24 protein-coding genes are annotated in these 21,513 nt (G+C 36.5%); 1 reads left to right on the plus strand and 23 read right to left on the minus strand.

Annotated elements, in window-relative coordinates; translation table 11 throughout:
* Positions 1-7: 7 nt before the first annotated feature.
* From ACONDI_RS13235 to ACONDI_RS13295, 13 genes are all read right to left on the minus strand, one after another.
* On the minus strand, positions 8-1,351 hold the full coding sequence (locus ACONDI_RS13235; RefSeq protein ID WP_420848210.1) for a TadA family conjugal transfer-associated ATPase: 1,344 nt from the start codon (positions 1,349-1,351) through the stop codon (positions 8-10).
* Between the two features lie 650 nt (positions 1,352-2,001).
* Complete coding sequence (locus ACONDI_RS13240; RefSeq protein WP_241079019.1) at positions 2,002-3,183, minus strand: CpaE/TadZ family protein; 1,182 nt, start codon at positions 3,181-3,183, stop codon at positions 2,002-2,004.
* A gap of 24 nt (positions 3,184-3,207) precedes the next feature.
* Positions 3,208-3,900, minus strand: a complete 693-nt coding sequence (gene cpaB, locus ACONDI_RS13245; protein WP_241079020.1) for a Flp pilus assembly protein CpaB — start codon at positions 3,898-3,900, stop codon at positions 3,208-3,210.
* Positions 3,901-3,930: 30 nt separating this feature from the next.
* A complete protein-coding gene (locus ACONDI_RS13250; RefSeq protein ID WP_241079021.1) occupies positions 3,931-4,848 on the minus strand; it encodes a TadE/TadG family type IV pilus assembly protein in 918 nt (305 codons plus the stop codon).
* Between the two features lie 42 nt (positions 4,849-4,890).
* Positions 4,891-5,325: a TadE/TadG family type IV pilus assembly protein gene (locus ACONDI_RS13255; RefSeq protein ID WP_241079022.1), complete on the minus strand. Its 435-nt coding sequence runs from the start codon at positions 5,323-5,325 to the stop codon at positions 4,891-4,893.
* 79 nt (positions 5,326-5,404) lie between these two features.
* Positions 5,405-5,839 (minus strand): A24 family peptidase, encoded by a 435-nt coding sequence (locus ACONDI_RS13260; RefSeq protein WP_241079023.1) that lies wholly within the window; start codon positions 5,837-5,839, stop codon positions 5,405-5,407.
* A 63-nt stretch (positions 5,840-5,902) separates the two neighbouring features.
* Positions 5,903-6,109, minus strand: a complete 207-nt coding sequence (locus ACONDI_RS13265) for a Flp family type IVb pilin (RefSeq protein WP_241079024.1) — start codon at positions 6,107-6,109, stop codon at positions 5,903-5,905.
* A gap of 73 nt (positions 6,110-6,182) precedes the next feature.
* Positions 6,183-6,356 carry a Flp family type IVb pilin gene (locus ACONDI_RS13270; protein ID WP_241079025.1) on the minus strand — a complete coding sequence of 58 codons (174 nt, stop codon included), beginning with the start codon at positions 6,354-6,356 and terminating at the stop codon, positions 6,183-6,185.
* A 347-nt stretch (positions 6,357-6,703) separates the two neighbouring features.
* Positions 6,704-7,393: a response regulator gene (locus ACONDI_RS13275; protein WP_241079026.1), complete on the minus strand. Its 690-nt coding sequence runs from the start codon at positions 7,391-7,393 to the stop codon at positions 6,704-6,706.
* Positions 7,386-8,597 (minus strand): sensor histidine kinase, encoded by a 1,212-nt coding sequence (locus tag ACONDI_RS13280; RefSeq protein WP_241079027.1) that lies wholly within the window; start codon positions 8,595-8,597, stop codon positions 7,386-7,388. The genes ACONDI_RS13275 and ACONDI_RS13280 overlap by 8 nt, the downstream gene beginning before the upstream one ends.
* A gap of 251 nt (positions 8,598-8,848) precedes the next feature.
* On the minus strand, positions 8,849-9,202 hold the full coding sequence (locus tag ACONDI_RS13285; RefSeq protein ID WP_241079028.1) for a hypothetical protein: 354 nt from the start codon (positions 9,200-9,202) through the stop codon (positions 8,849-8,851).
* Between the two features lie 85 nt (positions 9,203-9,287).
* A complete protein-coding gene (locus ACONDI_RS13290; RefSeq protein WP_241079029.1) occupies positions 9,288-9,965 on the minus strand; it encodes a response regulator in 678 nt (225 codons plus the stop codon).
* A 16-nt stretch (positions 9,966-9,981) separates the two neighbouring features.
* A complete protein-coding gene (locus tag ACONDI_RS13295; RefSeq protein WP_241079030.1) occupies positions 9,982-11,193 on the minus strand; it encodes a sensor histidine kinase in 1,212 nt (403 codons plus the stop codon).
* A 278-nt stretch (positions 11,194-11,471) separates the two neighbouring features.
* On the opposite strand from ACONDI_RS13295, the gene ACONDI_RS13300 reads away from it, so the two are divergent.
* Entirely contained in the window at positions 11,472-12,407 is a 936-nt protein-coding gene (locus tag ACONDI_RS13300; RefSeq protein WP_241079031.1) for an N-acetylmuramoyl-L-alanine amidase family protein, read from the plus strand.
* On the opposite strand, the gene ACONDI_RS13305 is transcribed toward ACONDI_RS13300, so the two are convergent.
* The 10 genes from ACONDI_RS13305 to ACONDI_RS13350 form a co-directional block, all read right to left on the minus strand.
* Entirely contained in the window at positions 12,393-13,997 is a 1,605-nt protein-coding gene (locus ACONDI_RS13305) for a putative polysaccharide biosynthesis protein (RefSeq protein ID WP_241079032.1), read from the minus strand. The genes ACONDI_RS13300 and ACONDI_RS13305 overlap by 15 nt on opposite strands.
* Positions 13,998-14,005: 8 nt before the next feature.
* Positions 14,006-14,599 carry a cyclodeaminase/cyclohydrolase family protein gene (locus ACONDI_RS13310; RefSeq protein ID WP_241079033.1) on the minus strand — a complete coding sequence of 198 codons (594 nt, stop codon included), beginning with the start codon at positions 14,597-14,599 and terminating at the stop codon, positions 14,006-14,008.
* Between the two features lie 225 nt (positions 14,600-14,824).
* The gene (gene metK, locus ACONDI_RS13315) at positions 14,825-16,009 is read right to left on the minus strand and encodes a methionine adenosyltransferase (RefSeq protein ID WP_241079034.1); all 1,185 of its coding nucleotides are present in this window, start codon (positions 16,007-16,009) and stop codon (positions 14,825-14,827) included.
* A 58-nt stretch (positions 16,010-16,067) separates the two neighbouring features.
* Entirely contained in the window at positions 16,068-16,493 is a 426-nt protein-coding gene (gene fabZ, locus ACONDI_RS13320) for a 3-hydroxyacyl-ACP dehydratase FabZ (protein ID WP_241079035.1), read from the minus strand.
* A gap of 158 nt (positions 16,494-16,651) precedes the next feature.
* A complete protein-coding gene (locus ACONDI_RS15715; RefSeq protein ID WP_264175393.1) occupies positions 16,652-16,945 on the minus strand; it encodes a CC/Se motif family (seleno)protein in 294 nt (97 codons plus the stop codon).
* 186 nt (positions 16,946-17,131) lie between these two features.
* Positions 17,132-17,872, minus strand: coding sequence for a DNA/RNA nuclease SfsA (sfsA, locus tag ACONDI_RS13330; protein ID WP_241079037.1), 741 nt, complete (start codon positions 17,870-17,872; stop codon positions 17,132-17,134).
* A gap of 42 nt (positions 17,873-17,914) precedes the next feature.
* Entirely contained in the window at positions 17,915-19,282 is a 1,368-nt protein-coding gene (locus ACONDI_RS13335) for a vWA domain-containing protein (protein WP_241079038.1), read from the minus strand.
* A 20-nt stretch (positions 19,283-19,302) separates the two neighbouring features.
* Positions 19,303-20,184 carry an AAA family ATPase gene (locus tag ACONDI_RS13340; protein WP_241079039.1) on the minus strand — a complete coding sequence of 294 codons (882 nt, stop codon included), beginning with the start codon at positions 20,182-20,184 and terminating at the stop codon, positions 19,303-19,305.
* A gap of 251 nt (positions 20,185-20,435) precedes the next feature.
* Complete coding sequence (locus ACONDI_RS13345) at positions 20,436-20,642, minus strand: hypothetical protein (protein ID WP_241079040.1); 207 nt, start codon at positions 20,640-20,642, stop codon at positions 20,436-20,438.
* Between the two features lie 308 nt (positions 20,643-20,950).
* A complete protein-coding gene (locus ACONDI_RS13350; protein WP_241079041.1) occupies positions 20,951-21,505 on the minus strand; it encodes a chemotaxis protein CheW in 555 nt (184 codons plus the stop codon).
* Positions 21,506-21,513 lie beyond the last annotated feature (8 nt).

Here is a 21,513-nt window from a genome sequence, read left to right on the forward strand (position 1 = left end):
CTTGAAATTACTTATCTTTTAAAGAATCCAAAAACACCTGTGCAAAACCGGTGGACTCGAAGCTTCCAATGATTTTGTTTTTAGAATCTCTACCTTCCCGCTTGAATGTAAACAGGTCCTGCATAGTAATAACATCACCTTCCATACCCTGGACTTCGCTTACCTTAACAATTTTTCTTGAGCCATCTTCGAGGCGGTCTTGCTGAACTATTAGGTCTATGGCTGAGGCAATCTGTTCCCTGATTGCTCTTATAGGCAGATCCATACCTGCCATCAAAACCATGGTTTCTAGCCTTGATAGCATATCCCTTGGAGAGTTGGCGTGTCCAGTGGTTATAGATCCATCATGCCCTGTATTCATAGCCTGAAGCATATCTAAGGCTTCGCCGCCTCTTACCTCACCTACTACAATTCTGTCAGGGCGCATTCTTAAGGAATTGCTCACAAGATCTCTCATGGTTATAGCGCCTTTGCCCTCCATATTTGGGGGCCTTGTCTCAAGGGTTACAACGTGATCCTGGTGCAGTGAAAGTTCTGCAGCGTCCTCTATAGTTACAATTCGCTCGTCTTTGGGAATAAATGAAGACAGTACATTCAAAGTTGTAGTTTTTCCACTTCCAGTACCACCACTAACCACAATGTTAAGTCTTTTCTTTACACAGGTTTTAAGGAAATCAGCCATTTCTGTAGACATAGAACCAAAACTTATCAAATCCTTGGCCTGTAGTGGATCTTCAGAGAATTTCCTGATTGTCAAAGTTGGCCCCGTCAACGCTAGCGGTGGAATTATAGCATTAACCCTTGACCCATCTGGCAGTCTTGCATCCACTAGAGGTGAGCTTTCATCAATTCGACGACCTAAAGGAGAAACAATTTTTTCTATCACATGTAGAACGTGCTGATCATCCCTAAACTTTATATCTGTTAATTTTATCTTTCCATCTTCTTCCACATAAACCTGGTTTGGGCCATTAACCATTATTTCGGAAATATCGCTGTTTTCAATGAGGGGCGTTATAGGCCCAAATCCAAGGGCTTCATTTAATATTTCTGCCTGTATTTTTTCTCTATCTTTCATGGAGATTGAAAACCTTTTACTTTCCTCTTCTAAAAGGTTTTCAATTGTTTCTTTAACTTCTTTCTCTAAGTCTTTGTTGCTTTCAGTGTCTTTTAGGGCATCTTTGTCGATCTCGTCTATCAAGGTACGATGAAGCCTGCTCTTCAGATCCCTATGGGGGTCCTCATTAGAACCAGTTCCGTTACTGCCTCCGGATTTGTCTTTTTTATTTGATTTTGCTAATCCATTTCCATTTGTAGTTTTTGTTCCTTCTTCTTCGGTTTCAAGGCTCATTTCTTGTTTTTGTCTATTTAGCCTTGATAGTAATGAATAAGGTCCACGACTATTTCCCGGATGACTGTTACCATTTAATATTAGTTCTTGACTTTCTTCTTGCTTTTGGTCAGTATTATTATCCTCATCTAATTCTTCTGATTGTTTTTGTTTTGTTTTTTCTTCTATCCCAATCTCATTTTGGCGCTTTTTAGTTTCATTATTATCACTATCATCCTCATTATCATTATCACCTTTTTTCTTGTCATCTTTAGTTTCATCTATCCCCATAATCCAAGCCCTATGGTTTTGGTTATCAGTTTTGCTTGATTTCTTGCTGCTTTTCTTTTTTTCTTTTTCTTCATTATTTTCTTCGTTTTTATTATCACTCATTTCTTTTGCATAGGAATCAGCGGAGTTAGACTTATCTTCTTCTAGCTCGTTTTCTAGGCTATCAAGCTTTTCTTCTTCATTTATCTTTTCTTCTAATTTAAATATTTGATCCATGAGTTCTTTGTACTCTGAATATTCTTCTTTAGTTAGTTCTCTATTTTCTTTATATTGTTTGTCCCATATTTTTCTGGCATTTTGGACCAAATTGGCTTTTTCTTCTTTAATTTCTTTTAGCTTACTCATATCATCCACCCCTTAAAAGATAGAATTGGGTGTATTTATTTAATCCTCTGTTCACTCTCTATTACTCTATCTGAGAATTTTCTAAATTCACTTACTATACCGTTAACAGATGGTTCTAAGATTACAGGCACACCTCTATTTACTGCTTCCACTACGCTTTTTTCTTTATTTGGTACCCTGTAAAAAACTTTTCTATCTAGTGCATCTTGTAGATCGTCTTTTCCTACTTTGTAATACTTAGCTTCTTTGTTTACGACTAAGTTAACCTTGTCATCGGGGTAACCTAGATCATTCATTATCTTCAATGAGTTTTTGGCATTTTTGATCGATGGTAGGTCAAGGGTGGTAACCAAAAAAACCTTGTATGACTGGTCTAGAGCTGCAAGCACATGCCCTGAAAAAGCCGGTGGTGTATCTACAAGGATATATTCATAAGTTTCTGTAAGAACCCTTAGAATTTCTTCTACATGGCTTTCTGTTACATACTCTGCTTCTTCAGGGTTCTTTGGCGGACATAATATCTTTACCCCAGATTCTTCATGATGGACAAGAAAGCTTTCTAAGGTGTTTTTGTCTAACTCTCCAGAATAAGACAATACATCTGTAATCGTGTAAGTTGGATTTATATTAAACATTACAGGGATATTCCCAAATTGAAGATCAAGGTCTACTATCACTGTCTTTTTGTCATGAAATTTGGATAGGCTAGCTGCTAAGTTAGTTGCAAGGGTAGTTTTGCCTGTTCCTCCCTTGGCGCTAAATATAGAAAGAATCCTTGGTTTATGTTTAATGCCTGATTTTAATAGTGCTTGGTTCATCTGCTGTTCTCTTGTCTCTTCTTCTTTTTTGACAACGTCTTTTATTGTGGAGATCAACTCATCTCCAGAAAAAGGCTTAACAAGATAATCTTTAGCTCCTGCTCTCATAGCTTTTTTCAGGTACTCAGGTTCACCTTGAACAGATATTATTATAGGAGCTACATTTGGTGCTTTTAGCGACAAACTTTCTATTGCCGTTATACCATCAACAAGAGGCATATTAATATCCATAAGAACAACATCAGGCTTTAGCTTTTCGGCGAGGGTAATGGCCTGTTCACCATTTGAGGCTTCGCCTACTACATTGATGTTTCTTTCATATTCAAAGAATCTTTTTATATTTTCTCGTGTTTCCACAATATCATCAGCTATCAATACATCTATTTTTAAATTAGCCATTTTCACTACCTCCTTAAGACTTTTCTAATCTTCTTCTACTAACGGGTTTAAAAGCAACCTGATAACTCCGTTCTCTTCAGCATCTGTAAGAGATTCTGCTTCACTTGGACTTACTGCCAGGGTTACTGTAGATACTTCTTGGACAAGTTCTTGATCTTGATAAAGCACCCGGTCACCAGCAGCCAGAACTTTTAGATCCTGTAAGATTGTTCTTGTCTCTGTGTCTTCTTGTCCCTCTTCTTGCTCTTCAAAATCTGTAGCCACTACATCTAACATGTCTCCTGCCTGGATAAAACCTGCTACCCCCGAGACTTCATCTACTGATACTGATATTGCACGCTTACCTTCTGGTATAGCATGAGAGAGCCTATTTACTTCTTCTTCTGGCAGGATCTTTTGTGCTAACAACACTTCTTCTCTTACCATATCTTGAATAACTGCCTCACCTAAGACTTCTTCCTTATCTGTTATGGCATCTGGGTGAATCTCTTCTTTATGGACTGATTTTGTTTCTAGATCATCTACTGTCAAGACCGTTCCGCTTGTAAGATCTCTTCTTGCTACTACTATTTCTACTACATCTTCATGTTCTACCGAAGGGCCTTCGGTTTGGTTTTGCTTCTCAATGGCCAAAATGTACTGGTGGATAGCCAGTACAGTAACAATTGCAAGTATAAGTGATACTATTAGTCCACGGTATTTTTTTATTTTTTTCATCTTTTATACAACTCCTTTTTCAAAACAAGTTTACCTTACAAGCCTTGTACCTCTAAGGCCAAAGTCTTTGCCATCTTCAAGTAATTCCCCATCTGAGACTTTTTCTTGGAATATACCTTCTACGACAGTGTGACCTGTGCCACCCTCTTCTTTAATCTCTTTAAGTGTAAACGCTCCAAAACCTAATATTTCAACCTCACTTCTACCACCATCGTGGTAGGAAACAATAGGAATAGTAATCTCTATGTTTCCTGTTTCATACCGATCTTCTAGGCCCTGCTTAGTTGGGTTAGCCATATTTCCTGGTTCTGTATCTATAATTTCACCTACTCTAAGCATCTCATCAAATCCATTCTCAAGGTTATCACGATAATTACTAGTCCCTGTACCGCCCAAAGCAAGCGGCTGGTAATTACCTTCATCACCATCAGCTATCTTTAACTCATAAACACCATAGCCTTCAAAATCATCATCTGGTATGCCAAAAGGAACAACACCAAGAAAACCAGATATCGGGACAGCCTCGGCAGCAGCTAGCCCGGTAACTTCCTGTTCATTAAACCCTATTACTCTGGCAAAAGAATAGCTTACATCTCTTTTCGCTGTAACTTCTATTTCTTTTTTTTGATTTTCATCTTCAGGCAGCAATTGGATTTCGTAATCTTCAAGTCCGTTTTGTTCTGCTATCCTTTTGGCTTCACTAATCGCAAAATCATAGTGTTCTTCTTCATACTCACCGTCGTCTCTATATGGAAAGCTTGATGCTCCTGCAAGTGCACTTGCTTCAGCAGCAGAGACTAACCTTGCCCTTTCAATATATACAAGACCCAGATCAACTACTAAAGCTGTAAAAGCAAAGAGAACTACTATAGTTATAGCAACTAACACCGCTGAACTTCCTTTTTCTTCTTTAAATATTTTTTTGATAAGATTTTTAATTTCAGTCATAGTTTAATCCCACCCGTTTTTTTTGAGTAAGTTCTTCTAAGCTCATTCAATTCGCATAGTAGTTTCTGTCCTTAACTGGTAATATCCAGCGCCGTCATCAAGAATCATCCCAAAGAGCGGCGTTAAAAGCCTTCTGTTGTACTCTAGTTCTACTTTTAGATCATTACCCCTTATTAGCTCTTCTTCAGAATTAGGCCATACAAAAACACTCAAATTATCAGAGTCTAAAGATGGGATCCTATTTTGGATTACTTCGTTTACTTCTGCTTCTAAGTCAACACCGTGCTGGGTTGCCCTAAGTGCCCCTGCTCTAGCTCCTTCTCTAGACGCGTTATTTAGCGTCAGATGGGCAAAATATATATTGCCAAATTCAATTATCCCAAAGACCAGTAAGAGTAGGATAGGCAGGACAAAAGCTAATTCAACTAGTGCCTGCCCGTCATCTTTTCTTAAAGTTCTTGACATTTTTTTTAGCATCTCTCCTGCCCCTCCTCTCTGGTTACTTAATAAGGTTACTCAGACAAAGTTACTTTTTCATGTCTTCAGTGGCTAGAGCTTATAGCGCAAGGGCGATAACTGCTCCTATGGATATGGCAAGCCCATATGGGAAATATGCTCCTCTAAGTTTCACAAAGAAATAATAATAAACTGCGATTATACCACCTATCACACCCATAGCAAGAGCTGTATAAAATACAAACTCCACTCCCTTTAATACGCCTATAGCAGTAAGAAGCTTAACATCTCCACCGCCAATGCCTCGTAGCAAAAATGGCACAAGCAAAATTACAAATCCTACTAGTCCTCCAAGCAAAGCATCATAAACACCTGGTAAACCTCCAGTCACTGCTCTGTAGCTAAGACCCAGAACTACTGCAGTAATTGTAATTTTGTTTGGTATCCGTTTTTCTTTAAGATCAAAATATAAAGCTAAAGATAGTACCAACAGCAAAAATATATCTATAATCCCTAGATCGGGAAGTAAGTTCATTTTGGTTTCCTCCTTTATGGAGTTAATTATAATTATCATCAAAGAAGAAAAACTTACCCTACCCTAAAACTTTGAAACAGGCAGGGTAGCATTAAAAATTTCCTTATCTGCTACATATTCGAATAGATTAAGTACACTTTGACCAAGTAAGGTTACTCCACCAACAGCTGCTAAAACTATTAAGCCTAGGATTAGTGCATATTCTGTTAAACCCTGTCCTCCATCATCTATCCATAATCTTCTTAGCTCTCTTTCTACCAAGTTAAGCATATAAATTGTCTCCTTCCCTGGTAGAGAAATTGGCCCCACCCCTTTTATGGGTAGGGCCTGTATTTTGATTAAATTATTCAGGTACCTCTAAACTCTCTTCCACCTCTCCAAATATTCCTTCTAATCCTTCACCAAGCAATAGCAAAGCTCCAATAGCTACTACTGATACAAGAGCAAGAATTAATCCGTATTCAACCATTCCCTGTCCGTCTTCTTCACTCCATAATCTTTTTAGCTGGTTAAGCATCTCCTTGCACCCCCTTCCAAAAATTTAGAATTAATTGCTTGTCCTACCCCGAAAACTCAGGAGACAATTATGTACCTGATTTTACAGGGGTTCTCTTTCAGGACGTCCTAGACATTTTTCGATCCTGAAAAAAGATAAAATTAACCTCTTGAAAATAATTTTGTGCTTTTATGTCTTTTGTTGTCTCTAATTGTAGAATATTTTGATAGCCTGGTCATCTAGCTAAAGCCTTAAATTAGCCCACTTAATTAGGCTCATTATTTGCTAGTCAGATCATCGTTTAATTTACCCAGCTTGATTATATATACCTATAAGGCACTTGGGACTACTGGACTAAGTAATATTTGTCAAAGCTCTACCAAACCGTTTTTGAAAGCTGTAACAACTGCTTGAGTCCTATCTGAGACATCTAGTTTCCTTAATATACTAGATACATGGTTTTTGACGGTTTTTTCGGATATCCCTAACTCTTCTGACAAATCATTGTTGCTGTAACCTTTGGCAAGTAAACCAAGTATTTCTCTCTCTCTAATAGTAAGATCACAATCTTCTTCAGACAAATTATTACCTTTAATTAAACCGGGGGAGTTTTTGGCCAAGCGATTGAAACCACCCAGTAATTTGTGAGTAACATTAGGATGTATAAAGCAATTTCCGTTAGCTACTTCTTCAATTGCCCTAGCTAATGTTGGTGTATCCACATCTTTTAGTAAATACCCAGAAGCGCCCTCTTTAACAATCTCAAACAGGTATTCTTCATCATCATGGATCGTTAGAGCTATTATTTTGACATCTGGATATGATTCTTTGACCTCTCTAGTTGCTTCTACCCCATTTATGTAAGGCATGTTAATATCCATGAGTACCACATCAGGTTTAAGCAATTTTACTTTTTCTAGAACTTCCTCCCCATTTTGTGCCTCACCACAAACTTCTAAATTATTTTCCATGTCAATTATTTTTTTGAGGCCTGATCTAAATAAAATATGATCATCTGCTAACAAAACCCTAATATTATTTGTCTGATTATCATTCATAATAAACTTCCTCCCCTTCCTCTACTCCGGGAATTGGAACCTTAATGGAAATCCTTGTCCCTTTCTGGTGCTTTGAATTTATGTTAATATCTCCTCCAAGACTCATAACCCTTTCTCTCATATTAGTAAGGCCAAATTTTTCTGACTTGATATTTTCTAATTCCCAATTAGAGTCGAAACCCTTGCCATCGTCTCTAATATTAATCTGAACCTTATCTTCTCCAAATTCAGCCTTGATCCAAAATGTTTTGGCTTCAGAATGTTTTTTGATGTTATTTAGTGCCTCCTGAACAGTTCTAAAGAGGGCAATCTCTAAGTCTCTATTAAAGCGTTGTTCTTCACCAAAAACTTTTAGCTCACCTTTTATGTTAGTATCCTCTTCAACCCCCTGTATTAATCTTCTTATAGCAGGTACAAGGCCTAAGTCATCTAAGGTCATAGGACGCAGGTCAAATATAATCTTTCTTACGTCTTTTAGGTTTTCTCTTACCTGTGCTTTTAGTTCTGCTAGTTCTTCTTTAATGGTTTTTGGCTTCTCACCAGCGTCAATCAACTTTTCACAGTATTCGGCCCTAAAGACCATGTTAGCTAGGCTTTGGGCCGGGCCGTCATGTATCTCACGAGCGACTCTTCTTCTCTCTTCTTCCTGAGCTCTGATTATTTTAGTACCTATATCTTTTCTTTTCTCTAGATCTTGAAGGGTCTCTTGAAGTCCGCCAAGTCCCTGGGATAAGTAAGATTCAATGACTCCAAGTTGATTCATTATTTTTTCCGCTTTTTCTATTGTTTTCTTTAGATTTCTTAAACGCATCTCTGTTTCATTTCTTTTATGACGTATTTGGTACTCCCTTTCTTTCATAACATTAAGTTTAGCCCTTAGGTCATTTGCCTGTTCATAGGCTTCCTTTATGTTTTTTTCTAAATATGTATCAAAGTTTTTGCTCACTTCAGCAAGTTTAAGCCTTGAGCGATAGTATTTTTTCTCTAGCTTATCTACTTCTTTTATGACCTCTGTTGTTTGATTTTTTAGCTTTATCAAATCTCTTTTTAGCTGTTCATGTTCATTCCTAGCAGATTCAGTTATTTCAAATATCTGAACCTTTCCGTCCTGGATACTTGAGATGGTTTTTTTTAGAACCTCATCTATAGAATTAAAGTCCAGCCCTTCAATTTTATTTTTGCTGTACGCAATTTTTTCAGGCATTATTAATTCCTCCGCATTTGAGACATAAATGACATAAGGCTTGATCTAATGTCATTTTTCAATCTAAGTCGACTTTCTTCTCGCTTTTTCTTAAATACTAAACTAAAAAAAGACCCCAGCCAACTGTCCGGGGTCTTAAGATTGCTTGGCATTTAGACTATTTTGATGTCTTCAAAACAAGTGACTTTTGGTCCTATAGACAAACCTTAGTGCTACGCCAAGTAATTAATAGTCCTATAGTTTTACTAGGTCTAGCTGTCTAGAGATCCGTTAATACACACCGTTCTATGTGGACTTTCATTTTGAATAATTTCTTTTAAAGATACATCTTCTACTCTCTCAACCACTTCTATACCAGGGAATTCTTCTTTTAGCTTTTGGGCCAAGTTATAATGATTATTTTGCCAAATTAGTATTAATCTTGCTGGATAAAATTTTTTTGCCGGAAGATCCAACAGTAGGCTTCTAAGTTCACCTTCTGCTTTATCAGGATCCTTAACGTAAATTACAAAAGTCCATTTTCTTTTTCTTTTGAGCTCTTCCCAAATAGTATAAAAAAGGGCGACAAACCCGTAAATTGCAAAGAACCATATTATTATTTCCACCAGTAAACACCACCTTTTTTGGGATTTGATATAATATATGAAATCCCAAAAAAAAGTGATATTAATAATTGATTATAAATTATATTTACTCTATGTCCACAAGTCCAAGCTTTACAGCAGTTACAACTGCCTGGGTCCTATCTGATACATCTAATTTTCTAAGTACATTTGATACATGGTTTTTAACGGTTTTTTCTGATATATATAGGTTTTTTGATATTTTTTTATTGGTGTAGCCTTTCGCCATAAGCTCTAGTATTTCTTTTTCTCTTGTTGTCAATTCGTAATCTGTAACTTCAGTTCCTGTATCTTTTGATTTTGTTGCAAGCCTGTTGAACTCTCCTAAAAGCTTAGGAGTGATGCTTGGATGTATGAAGCTTTTCCCTTCAGACACCTCTCTAATTGCCTGAAGTAGAGTGGGGGTCTCAACGTCTTTAAGCAAAAAACCGGAAGCTCCACCTTTTACCGTTTCAAATAAGTATTCTTCATCTGCATGGATAGTTAATATGACTATTTTGACCTCATCATATTTTTGCTTTATTTCCTTTGTCGCATCTACTCCACTTAGAAGTGGCATATTTATATCCAAAAGAACTACATCCGGCTTCAAAAGATTTACTTTCTCCACCACTTCCTTGCCGTTTTTCGCTTCCCCACAAACAGCTATATCATTTTCTAATTCCAAAATTTTTCTTAGTCCATTTCTAAATAGTGAGTGGTCATCAGCTATTAAAACCCGTATTTTTGCATTCTGTTCAGCCATCTACTACTCCCCTTTCTCAAGCTTCATGAGCTAACAATGGTACCTTAACAGATATAGTCGTTCCTTCATTATGTTTTGATTTTATTGTTAATTCGCCCCCCAAGTTCTCAACCCTATCTTTTATGTTTTGAAGACCAAAACTATCTTTGTTTTCATTATTTTCTTTGTCAGAAGAGTTTGCTTCGTTATTATTTTCAAAACTGCTATATTTTCTATAAAGCACCTTGTCTGGATCAAAACCTTTTCCATCATCTCTAACATTGACAAGAACTTTTTCATCCTGAAACTGGACCTTTGTCCAAATTCCAGAGGCACAGGCATGTTTTTTGACGTTGTTAAGTGCTTCCTGCACTATCCTAAAAAGAGCTACCTCAAGGTTTCTTGACATTCTTTTCTCTTCACCAAATACCACTAACTCAATTTCAATCTGTTCTTCTTCTTTGATATCACTGATTAACCTTCTTAAGGCAGGAACAAGACCAAGGTCATCTAACGTCATAGGCCTTAAATCAAAAATTATCTTTCTTACGTCCTGAAGGCTTCTTCTAACCATTTGTTTAAGTTCTGCTAATTCTTGTTTTACCTTGGTAACATCACTATCTAGTAGCCTTTCACAGTACTCGGCCCTAAGGACCACATTTGCTAACCCTTGCGCAGGTCCATCATGAATATCTCTTGCAACCCGCCTTCTTTCTTCTTCCTGAGCTTTTACTATCTTTAGGCCAAGCTCTTGTTTTTGCTGTAGGTTTTCTAGTGTTTCTCCTAAGTCCTGAAATCCCTCTGCAAGGAAGTTTTTTATTACTCCTAGCTGACTTACCACATTCTCCGCTTTTTCTACTGTCTTTTCTAGTCCTTTAAGCCTTCTTTCTAAATCATCCCTTTTCTTTCTCATTTCATTTTCTCTGTCTCTAAGCACCAATAGTTTTGCGTTTATTTTGCTTGCATTTTCGTAAGCTTCTTTAATCGCTTCTTCAGAGTATTTATAAAAGTTCTTACTAACCATGGCAAGCTTTTGCCTTGCTTTTTTGCTCTCGGTTTCAAGTTTATCCACTTCGTCTATTACTTCACTGGTTTTTTCTTTAATCTCTTCTAATTCATTTTTAACGTTATCGTATTCTTTTCTTGCTGTTTCAGCAATGTCAAATATGTTATCTCTACCCTCATCTATACTTTTCAGGGTTTTGGTCAAAATTTCGTCTATTTTATTGGGATCAAAGCCCTCTTTCATTTTTTAGATCCCCCCACTACAAGAAATAAGCAAAATCTACTACTTAATCCCCTTGTTTAATGATTTTTTGGATCTATCTCAAAATTTAGCAGTTTCAAAATGTTGTAATAAAATTGTAATTCTCTTCTAAATTCGTCATTATTCTTTAAATTTCCTTCATTTTCGAAAGGAGAATTAGCTTATATGTAAATTTGATTAACTGACAAAGGACAATAGGCATATCTTAAATATAAAAGCACGATAAAATTCAAATCAAAAGTAAAACTGGAGTGTTACAGATGAGAACTCCCCTTTTAACAAATATCTGGCATCAAGCCCTTGATTTAGAACAAAAAAAGCCTGTCTCAAGGATAAACATGGACTTTTATAACCCGAATCACGCAGAAATCAATTTAGCTGATAACATGGAAATGCCAAATCCTAACTTGATATCTTTTGCCATCCCAAAAGCTCGTTTGAACATGCCGCCTCTCTCTTTGGAACCTATAGACGGTATAATAAGGGATGTAAAAATCGAGGAAGATTCTAATGATCCTAATCATTTAAAAGGTACAATAAACACTGAACATTCTATACTATGTCATATAAAAGAAGAAAAAGGCATGCCCCATAGGGTTACCCTTGAATTTGATAGAAAAGTATTTTCAAAGTACCTAAAAGAAAAAGTTATACTAATTGACCCTGGACATGGAGGTAAAGACACCGGAGGTATTAGCCCGGTAGGCTTAATGGAAAAAGACGTGGTTCTTGACTTTTCGAAGAGATTAAAGAAGTATCTAGATTACTGGCAGGCAGAAGGGATTTATACCAGGGAAAGGGACGTAAATGTCCCTCAAAAAGATCGAACCAGAATCATAAAAGAAAATAATCCTGATCTTATTATCTCTCTTCACACTGGCACAGGAACAGTTGGGGAAGTGTTAGGACCAAGGGCAAAGTTTTTTGTGGACGGTGAAAAAAAAGGAAAAGAAACTGCTAATAATATCTATATGCCATATGCAAATAGGCTACCATTCCCAGAAAGAGAAGTAGTAAAGAGCAGTTCAAAGTTGTTGTCAGTTTTTCCAGAGAGAAGCATTATCATGGAAGTATCAAATATTTCGAGCAGATTAGAGGAAGGCTGGCTAAGAGACTACGGCTTTGTGGAAGATATGGTTAGAGGACTTGTTGTAGGAATTAAAAATCATTTTTCTAAAAGTTCACAGAAGCTTTAGGGTTTTTAGTATGCGTACCAACATGTCCCCTACCTTTGGAATTACTAGCAGATCTTCTTCCTCTATCCCTCTAAATATGAGAAGGGTTAAAAAATAGACAATACCAGCAATTGATACTTTTAAGATGAAATTTAAGGCATCTACAGCAAAGAAAGTATCTATTACCATGTCAAACCTTATTAAAAAAACAGCCATAACAGCTGAAGCTATTAGAGGTTTAAAACCAGTTTTGAAAAAATTAATTGACAATTTTTTTAACTTTATTAGGTCCTTAATATTTAAAATAGAAGCTAAAAAAAATCCAGACCCAGTTCCTATGGCCGCTCCAAGGATACCGAGGGGCGGGTAAGCTGTAAGGTTGTAGTTAAGGATAAAGTTCAAAATCGCCCCAATAAACAGGTTAATAACAGGTTTAGGATAATACCCGAGGCCTTGAAGCATAAAGGAAGTAACCTGGTGCAAACACAAAAACAGTGACGCAAATGCCATAACCCTAAGGGGACCTCCCGCTTCATAGTAGCCAAACATAAGCTCGGTCATCTCATAAGCCAGTAAGAAAATTCCAACAGAGGTAGGTATGCCTATTATCAGGGTTAGTCTAAGGGCTTTTTCTATATTGTTTTTGATTTTTTGGTGGTATCCTTTGACCTGATAAGTCGATAGTACAGGTATAAGACTTGTGCCAAGGGCAAGGGTGACAATTGTCGGAAGGCTTATAAGCCTTAAGGCCATCCCTGAGAGATGGCCATACAAGCTTGTAGCTTCAGAGACACTATAACCAATTAATTGTAGCCTTTTGGGGACTACTGCCGCATCAACTGTCTGCATAAGAGGCATTACAAGAGCACCTAGAGAAAAAGGCACTGCAATTTTTAACAGGCGAAATAAAGTGCTTCCACTTTTTATGACACTTTTTATAAAAATCCTAGACAAAAATAAAATAAGTACAAAGCTGATGCCTTTTTCTCTGACAAAAAGAAAAATTAACAATACAAGGCCAAAAAAAGCACCAGTAACAGCTCCCAAAGTTGCCCCTGCAGCACCATACATTGGCCCGGCCTGGCTATATAAATAACCAAAAAAAAGCATGGTAAACACTCTTATAAACTGCTCTGTCACCTGAGAAATTGCTGTAGGGGTCATTAAATGTAGCCCCTGAAAATACCCTCTAAAACCTGACATTATAGAGACAAAGAAAATAGCAGGTGATATTATCTTTAGCGAATACATCACCCTGTAATCACCAAGAATATTAACAGATATGAATTCGGCGCCTACATATAAAATAATACTAAATATTATTCCGGTAACACTTAAAGCAGATAGAGCCGTACAAAAAACTATTTTTTCTTCTTCAAAGTTTTTTGAGGCTCTTTTTTCGGATACAAGTTTACTTATCGCTACGGGAAATCCGGCTACAGCTAGTATTAACAAAAGACTATAAATAGGATAGGCCATTTCATAAAGTCCTATACCCTCTTCTCCTATAATTCTAGCAAGAGGCATGCGATAAAAGGCACCTAAGAGCTTACTTATAGTTCCTGCAAGCATCAAAACAAGTGCTCCTCTAGCAAAGCTTTCTCTTTTCATTGGCATCACTACTCTTCTAATATTTTTTCTTCAATGCTCTCAAGTATCTTCTCAAAATTTTTTTCCCCTACTTTTATAAGCTTTTGTCTTTCTTCCAAAGCAAAAGAATACAGTTCTCCTCTTTCTAGATCTTCCAGGTTGATCTTCACACAGGCTAGACTTCCCATCAGTGAAGCTTTTGTTTTATGCACCCCAGCATACAATGCTGTAGTAAATTGGCTGTTTAATATATTTAGTCCAATATTGTCATCAACTTTAGTAATAATTTCTAAAATATTATTGCACTTTTGAGCTATTAGGATGGGTATGACCACTGTTTCTTTTGTAACAGTTTCCTTGGGTTTTGACTTTGCCCTAATTATCCTGTACGCTTCATCTACAACATCCATTAATTCTTCTTTAATATTAAAAATTCTTTCAATGTTTTTTTTAAGTTCTAATTTATCTTCGTCTTTTTTTTCTTTATAAAGGTTTTTCAAGTATGCAAGTAATAAAGAAGCGGCCAGGGCACCTGTCAATGCTAAAGAACTTTCACTGCTCGGATAGGTGGACTCATCTGACAGTATTTCATTATATTCTTTGAGGGACTTATCCAAATACATTCATTAACCCCCTTGGCATATAAATATAGAATAGACTAACCAGTTGTCTAAAAATATCCGTTTCTTTACATTGATATGAAATAAAATATTGTTAATTACTACAAATAAAAAAACCGCCAATTTTAGGGCGGTTAATTAAATCATTTAAAAACACTGTACTTTTTGATACTTTTGTAAATAAACTTTTGATAGAAGCACAAATTTAGGTTAAAAATGGCCTATTTTTTAGGCATCACTTTTTAATATATCTTTTTTGTCAGTTCTCTCCCAGGGAACATCCAAATCAACTCTTCCCATATGTCCATAACTTGCAAGCTGTCTATATATAGGTCTTCTTAAACCTAAGTTTTCTATTATGGCAGCAGGTCTCAAATCAAAATGTTTTCTTACAAGCTCTTCGATTTTTTCTTCAGCAATCTTATTTGTGTTAAAAGTTTCAACAAATACGCTTACCGGGTTGGCGACACCAATAGCATACGAAACCTGAAGTTCACACTTGTCGGCAAGACCTGCAGCGACTATATTCTTTGCCACATATCTTGCAGCATAAGCAGCTGATCTATCTACTTTAGTAGGGTCTTTGCCGGAGAAAGCACCTCCACCATGCCTTGAAAATCCTCCATAAGTATCCACTATTATCTTTCTACCTGTCAGGCCTGCATCTCCCTGAGGCCCCCCTGTCACAAATCTCCCTGTAGGGTTGATAAGAATCTTGGTCTTATCATCAATCAATTCCTCTGGAAGAACCGGGGTAATAACCTGTTCTCTAACTCCTTTGTGAAGCTCGTCTTCGGTTACGCTAGAGCTGTGCTGGGTAGAAACAACGATAGCATCAATTCTCTTAGGGTTTCCATTATCATATTCTATCGTAACCTGGCTTTTGCCATCTGGTCTAAGATAATCTAAGATGTTTTCTTTTCTAACTTTGGCCAAACGTTTGGTCAGCCTGTGAGCAAAATCTATGGGCATTGGAAGCATGCTATCAGTTTCGTTGGTTGCAAAACCAAACATCATTCCCTGATCACCCGCTCCAATTGCTTCGATCTCTTCTTCTGAAAGTTCTCCTTCTCTTGCTTCTAATGCCTTGTCTACACCCATAGCAATATCAGGTGATTGCTCATCAATTGATGTAAGTACTCCGCATGTTTCCCCATCGAAGCCATATTTGGCCCTGGTATAACCTATGTCCAAAATCGTCTGTCTTACAATCTTTGGTATATCTACATAGCAGCTAGTTGTTATTTCCCCTGCAACAAGAACAAGACCAGTAGTTACACTTGTTTCTGCAGCCACCCTCGCTCCTGGATCCTCTTTTAAAATTTCATCGAGGATAGAATCAGAAATTTGATCTGCCAATTTGTCCGGATGTCCTTCAGTTACCGATTCTGAAGTAAAAAATTTATTACTCAAATTTCCTTACCTCCAGTCTATTGTTTTATTAACTAATATTATACAGCTATTTGCCCTGCTATTGCAAAGCGAATGTAAGTTCACTACTCACAGCTTTTTCGCCGTTAACTGTACAAACACCCTCTCCCTTGCCTACAGGCCCCTTTAGCCTGGTTAGTTCTACTTCCAAAGTTAACACATCTCCTGGCACCACCTGGCGCCTAAATTTCACCTTATCCATACCTCCAAACAACACAAGTTTTCCTTTGTTGTCCGGAACAGTAAGTATTGTTACTGCTCCTACCTGGGCTAGTGCTTCCACAATTAACACCCCGGGCATCACAGGTTTCTCCGGGAAATGTCCCTGGAAAAAAGGCTCATTCACAGTGACATTTTTTACCCCTTTGGCCCATTTGCCGGGCTCATATTCTTCTATCCTGTCGATTAATAAAAAAGGATAGCGGTGAGGAATTATACTTTTTATCTCATCAATGTTTAGTCCCAACTATAAAACCTCCTCTTATTCTTTTAATTTATTTCGGCAAAACACGTTGTTTAACACGCTAAAGTATATAAACATAGCTTTTGTTTTATATTGTTAATACATCTTGATGAATAAGCAGATAGATTAGGCTATGGGAATATACTTTAGCTGTTAAACATTTAGATTCCTCTAGCTATAAGTTGTTTAAAAATCCAAAAACCTTTGATATCAATTATTATGCCGCGTTCTTCACTGTGTGGTTTTATGTTTTCTGAGATAAATACATCTGTCCCTTCGATATTTTTCTTAAGGTATTCAGTTTCTTTCTCCAAGTCTGGCGCACCGACCTGAACCTCAGGTCCATAGGCAGTACCGCATCATCCCCCACCAAGTTTAACTATGCCAACGGTTAAGGAATCAATAGACTTTCTGTTTATATATTCTAATGCTCCTGGCTCTATATCAACTTTAATATCTCTTGTATCTCCCACAAGTATAACCCCCCTTCTTCATTTGTACAATATATACAGTATATAATGCTGATTTAACTGCAAAAGTCATGCGAACAAAGTTTGGTTTTAATTGCAAAACATCTTGATGAGAAAATAGGAAAACTGAGTTTTATGTAAATGGACTTTTTGCTCTAGAATCAAGTATTCTTACAGTTTGACCGGCAAGCTATCTCCCCACTTAATTCCCTCGGGAGTAACTTTGACAAAATACGCCAAAATTTCCGCTCCTTTTTCATCAAGCTTTACAAGGCTTTTACTAAATTCAGGGTCCATCTCCCAGTTAGGCGAAAACTCTTTGGCATCATCCCTTTGCACCAAAAACACTACAAAAGACATATATCCTTCGTCTACAGCTTCTGCTAATTCATCTAAGTGTCTTTTGCCTCGAGAAGTGGGCGCATCGGGAAAAAGAGCTGTATTTTCTTTTACCAGGGTTACTGACTTACATTCAACAAGGGCTTTATAATCTCCTTTTTGACCTTCTTTTCTAAGGCCAAACTCTAAGTCAAATTTCCCACTCTTGTATTTAGGTTCTCTTCTTAATAATTTTGCTTCCTCTAGAGGTGGGATATAATTATTTAACACAGCTTTTTCAAAAATTTTGTTTGGCAGTCTACTATCTAAGGATACCCATTTACCCTTATATTTAACTAAATAAAGATCAAAAGCTGTTTTTCTTGAAGAATTAAGAGGGGCAGGTTGTACCATAACCTCTGCCCCTTCTGTTAAAAGCTCTTTCATTCTGCCTGAATTAGGCACATGACATAGCGTCTTATTATTAGAATTGTCATTTGAAGAATAATCTTTTATTGCAACCTCACAGACAAATCTATTCACTCGTCTAACAAACCTACCTTTAATTAATTTAACATCAAATGGATAAAACATTCGAAATTGTCTCCTGTCAAAAGGTTTCTATACTATAGATTTCTATACTGAAAAGATTTCTTTTTTTAGTACTTTTTCTAAATCTTCTAGTGTATTACACTCAAACATGTTTACGTATTCCTGAAAAGCACTTATCTGAGGGACATCCTCCCATTTATCTGCTGGAACCGGGTTTAGCCAGACGATATTTTTAACTTTCCTGTCTAGCTCTTTTAGTTTTGATTTGGCACGATCAAGGCCTGAACTCATACCATCGCTTAATATTATCACAGTGGTATCTGGCCTTAATATATATTCCCACTTTTCTTCTAAAGTTGCCAAGGATACACCAAGATCGGTAGCTCCTCCCCATTCAGCACTGCTATTTACAAGATCTGTGATTGATTTTTCAAAATTGTCTTTTTGCTTTAGCCAGTCTGTAATTCTTTCTATGTCTTCGCTGAATATAAAACCCTCAATCTTTCTGACAGCACTTCCAAGCCCGTAAATGAACTGAAGCAAAAAGGACGTATATCTTGCCATAGAACCTGAGACATCACAGATAACAAGCAAAGAAGGTTTACTTTTTCTTTTTTCTTTGTAGCTTATATTAAACATCGTACCGCCGTAGGAGATATTTTGCCTGATAGTTTTTCTCATATCAAGACGGGCCGCTTTCTTTGTTCTCTTGTATCTTCTAGAGATCCTGTTCATCATTTTCTTAATTAAAGAATACATAACCCTTCTAGCTTTGGGCAGGTCTTTGTCTGTTAAATCTTTTAAGTCCTTTTGACTTATCTTAGCGGATGAAGAAGAACCACTTCCATTATCCTTACTTTTTATCTCATCTCTAATTGTATCAAGCTCTTCGTCCCCTGTATCCTGAATCATATCAGTTGGTAGGTTATCTCTAAGGTTTTCTTCCCATCTATTAAGAGAACTCCTTACCATATTTTCAATTATAGGTCTAAAGTTTTCGTCTACATTTTGTCCATGTTCAGTTTGCTCGAGAACATTTCTAATCTGCTCTTTATACTTTTCTTCCATATTTGCATAGGTTAGTTTTTGGTCCTCGTCTAATTCTAATGGATCTCCCATAAATTGAAGGTCTTCAGTGGCCTCTTCTATCTGGGCATTTTTCTCTTCAATTTTGGCATTTCTCTCCTCTTGCATTTGAGATTTTTGCTCTGGTAGTTGAAAAAAGTACTCAAAAGCATCTTCAAAGATACCTTCCTTATCTTTTTCTTTTAGAAGGGTACATTTAAGGGAATATTTAAATTCCTCTTTGTCCGTTATATCAGCTTCGTTTAATGCATTAAAGACATCTATAACTTCACTTGTACTTACCCTTACACCAAGGGATCTGAGTAAGCTTGCAAATTTTATTAAAGATGTTTGTAGACTTCTCTCTTCAACAGTATTATCGCTCATAAAATCATCCCCCAAAGCCCTTATTCACGTACATTGGCACACAGCGCATCGGCACCAATATTCTCATTAAAATGATCAATATCTTCTTTTGTTTTTAATAGCAGGTTAATTGTACTCTTTACGAGTTCAGGATCAAGCTTACTTGCATCTAAAGCTACAAGAGCCCTGGTCCAGTCGAGGGTTTCTGCAATAGATGGTTTCTTTCTAATTTCATTGTCATCTCTGATAATTTTAAGGGCTTTTGCAACCTGCTCTGTAAGTTTTTCTTCAATTCCAGGAACTTTTGAAGATATAATCTCTTTTTCTTTTTCTACTGTAGGATAATTCAAGTAAAGATAGATACAGCGTCTTTTTAACCCATCTGATAGTTCTCTTTCGTTATTGCTTGTCAAAACAACTATTGGAATCTCACCAGCCTGAATTGTGCCAAGTTCAGGTACTGATACGGTGAAGTCGCTAAGAACTTCAAGCAAAAATGCTTCAAATTCTTCATCAGTCTTATCTATCTCATCGATCAATAATACTGGAGCTTTATTTGATCTGATTGCTTTTAACAGAGGCCTTTCTAATAAATATTCTTCGCTGAAAAGATCATCTTCTAATACATCTTCACTTACATTATCCTGTTTTAACTGAATTTTCAGAAGTTGTTTTTGATAGTTCCACTCATATAATGCTTTATTTTCGTCTAGTCCTTCATAACACTGAAGCCTTATTAACTCAGTATCAAAAATATTTGCAAGTACTTTGCTGATCTCTGTCTTACCAACCCCTGCATCACCTTCTAATAAAAGAGGTTTGTTTAACTTTAGCGCTAGATATACTGTCGTCAAAATCTCTTTATCTGCAACATATTTTTCCTTTCTAAATCCTTTCGCCAATTCATCAACTGAAATTTTCACTATGAATCTCCCCTTAGTTAAAATTTTTCTAAGTTAATTTTAATTACATTTTACACTATGAAAAAATTTAACACAGTGACTTAACTCACACTTTATTATAAATCACCAGATCAGTAAAGGCTTGTTAGATAACTTCAATAAAAGTTTAACAACAAAAAACGACCAGTTCAAAGTACATACCTTGAGCCGGTCGTTTGTTATGTTCCGCCTTTCACTTTCCTGTGCATATGAAAAAGTTTCATATGTCACCCCTAGTTGTAGAATTCTTTCTTTTCTTCACCTTTGCCGTTCTTTGCTAGTATCGGTTCTTTTTGATACTTTTTAACAGCTTCCATGTCCTCGTCGATCTCCATTATTCTTACCAAAAGATCCATTCTATTACTTCCCTTTGAGTTCAAAAACTCTTCATACAAGCTTTCTTTCGCTGTCTTAAGCGCTTTTAGGTGTGTGCGTCTCATATTTGCCCCTCCTTTGTATAACTATTGTGTAGGTAACTCCTCATATTCGCAGCTAAATAGCCGAGTATTATTAGTGAAGAATTTCACTTTGATAATCTAATACTATTATAACTCTAGCCATTCTACTTGTAAACCCCTTTTTAAAACTTTTTAAAAATTTTTTACTATACCTAAATATTATTCTTAAGCAAAATTCCGTGATTATGCGTAATTTAAGCAATTTTCTAAATTTAAAAATTTTTATAAGAAGTTTCAAAGCGACCTGTATGTGAAAATACATAAATATCAGATCGCTTTGAAGCTTTGTTTTAATTAACCTCTTCACTGTCCATTTTGTTAATTTCCTGGACCTTTGCTAATTCTTCAAATGAAATCACTCTGTATGGATCTAGAAGCAGTATAATTTTGTCATCGGTTTTAGCCATCCCTTTTAGGTGTTCTGTTTTAATATCTTCTGCAAATTCTTTGTCAACTACCTGGATATCTTCTGTATCAAAACTTACAATATCCGATACTCTATCTACAATCAAGCCCATGGTTTTGTTTTCTACTTCAACAACTATAACCACGGTGAAATTATCATATTCTACCTCGGGCAGGTTAAATTTTTTCCTTAAATCAATCTGTGGAATAACCTTGCCTCGAAAATTTATAACACCGTTTATTACAGGATTAGTATTAAATACCCTGGTTGGCTTGTGGTAACGAATGATTTCTTGTACCAGTAATATGTCTATACCGTATTCCTCTTCTCCTACTGTAAAAGTCACAAACTGGTTTTCCCTAGATACATTTAAAAGCTGTTGGTTTAGGATATTAAGTGTATTGTCGCCCCATTTACTACCTTTATCACCATTTGCCATATAAATCC

Source organism: Natranaerofaba carboxydovora, from assembly GCF_022539405.1.
GTDB classification, from domain to species: domain Bacteria; phylum Bacillota; class Natranaerobiia; order Natranaerobiales; family Natranaerofabaceae; genus Natranaerofaba; species Natranaerofaba carboxydovora.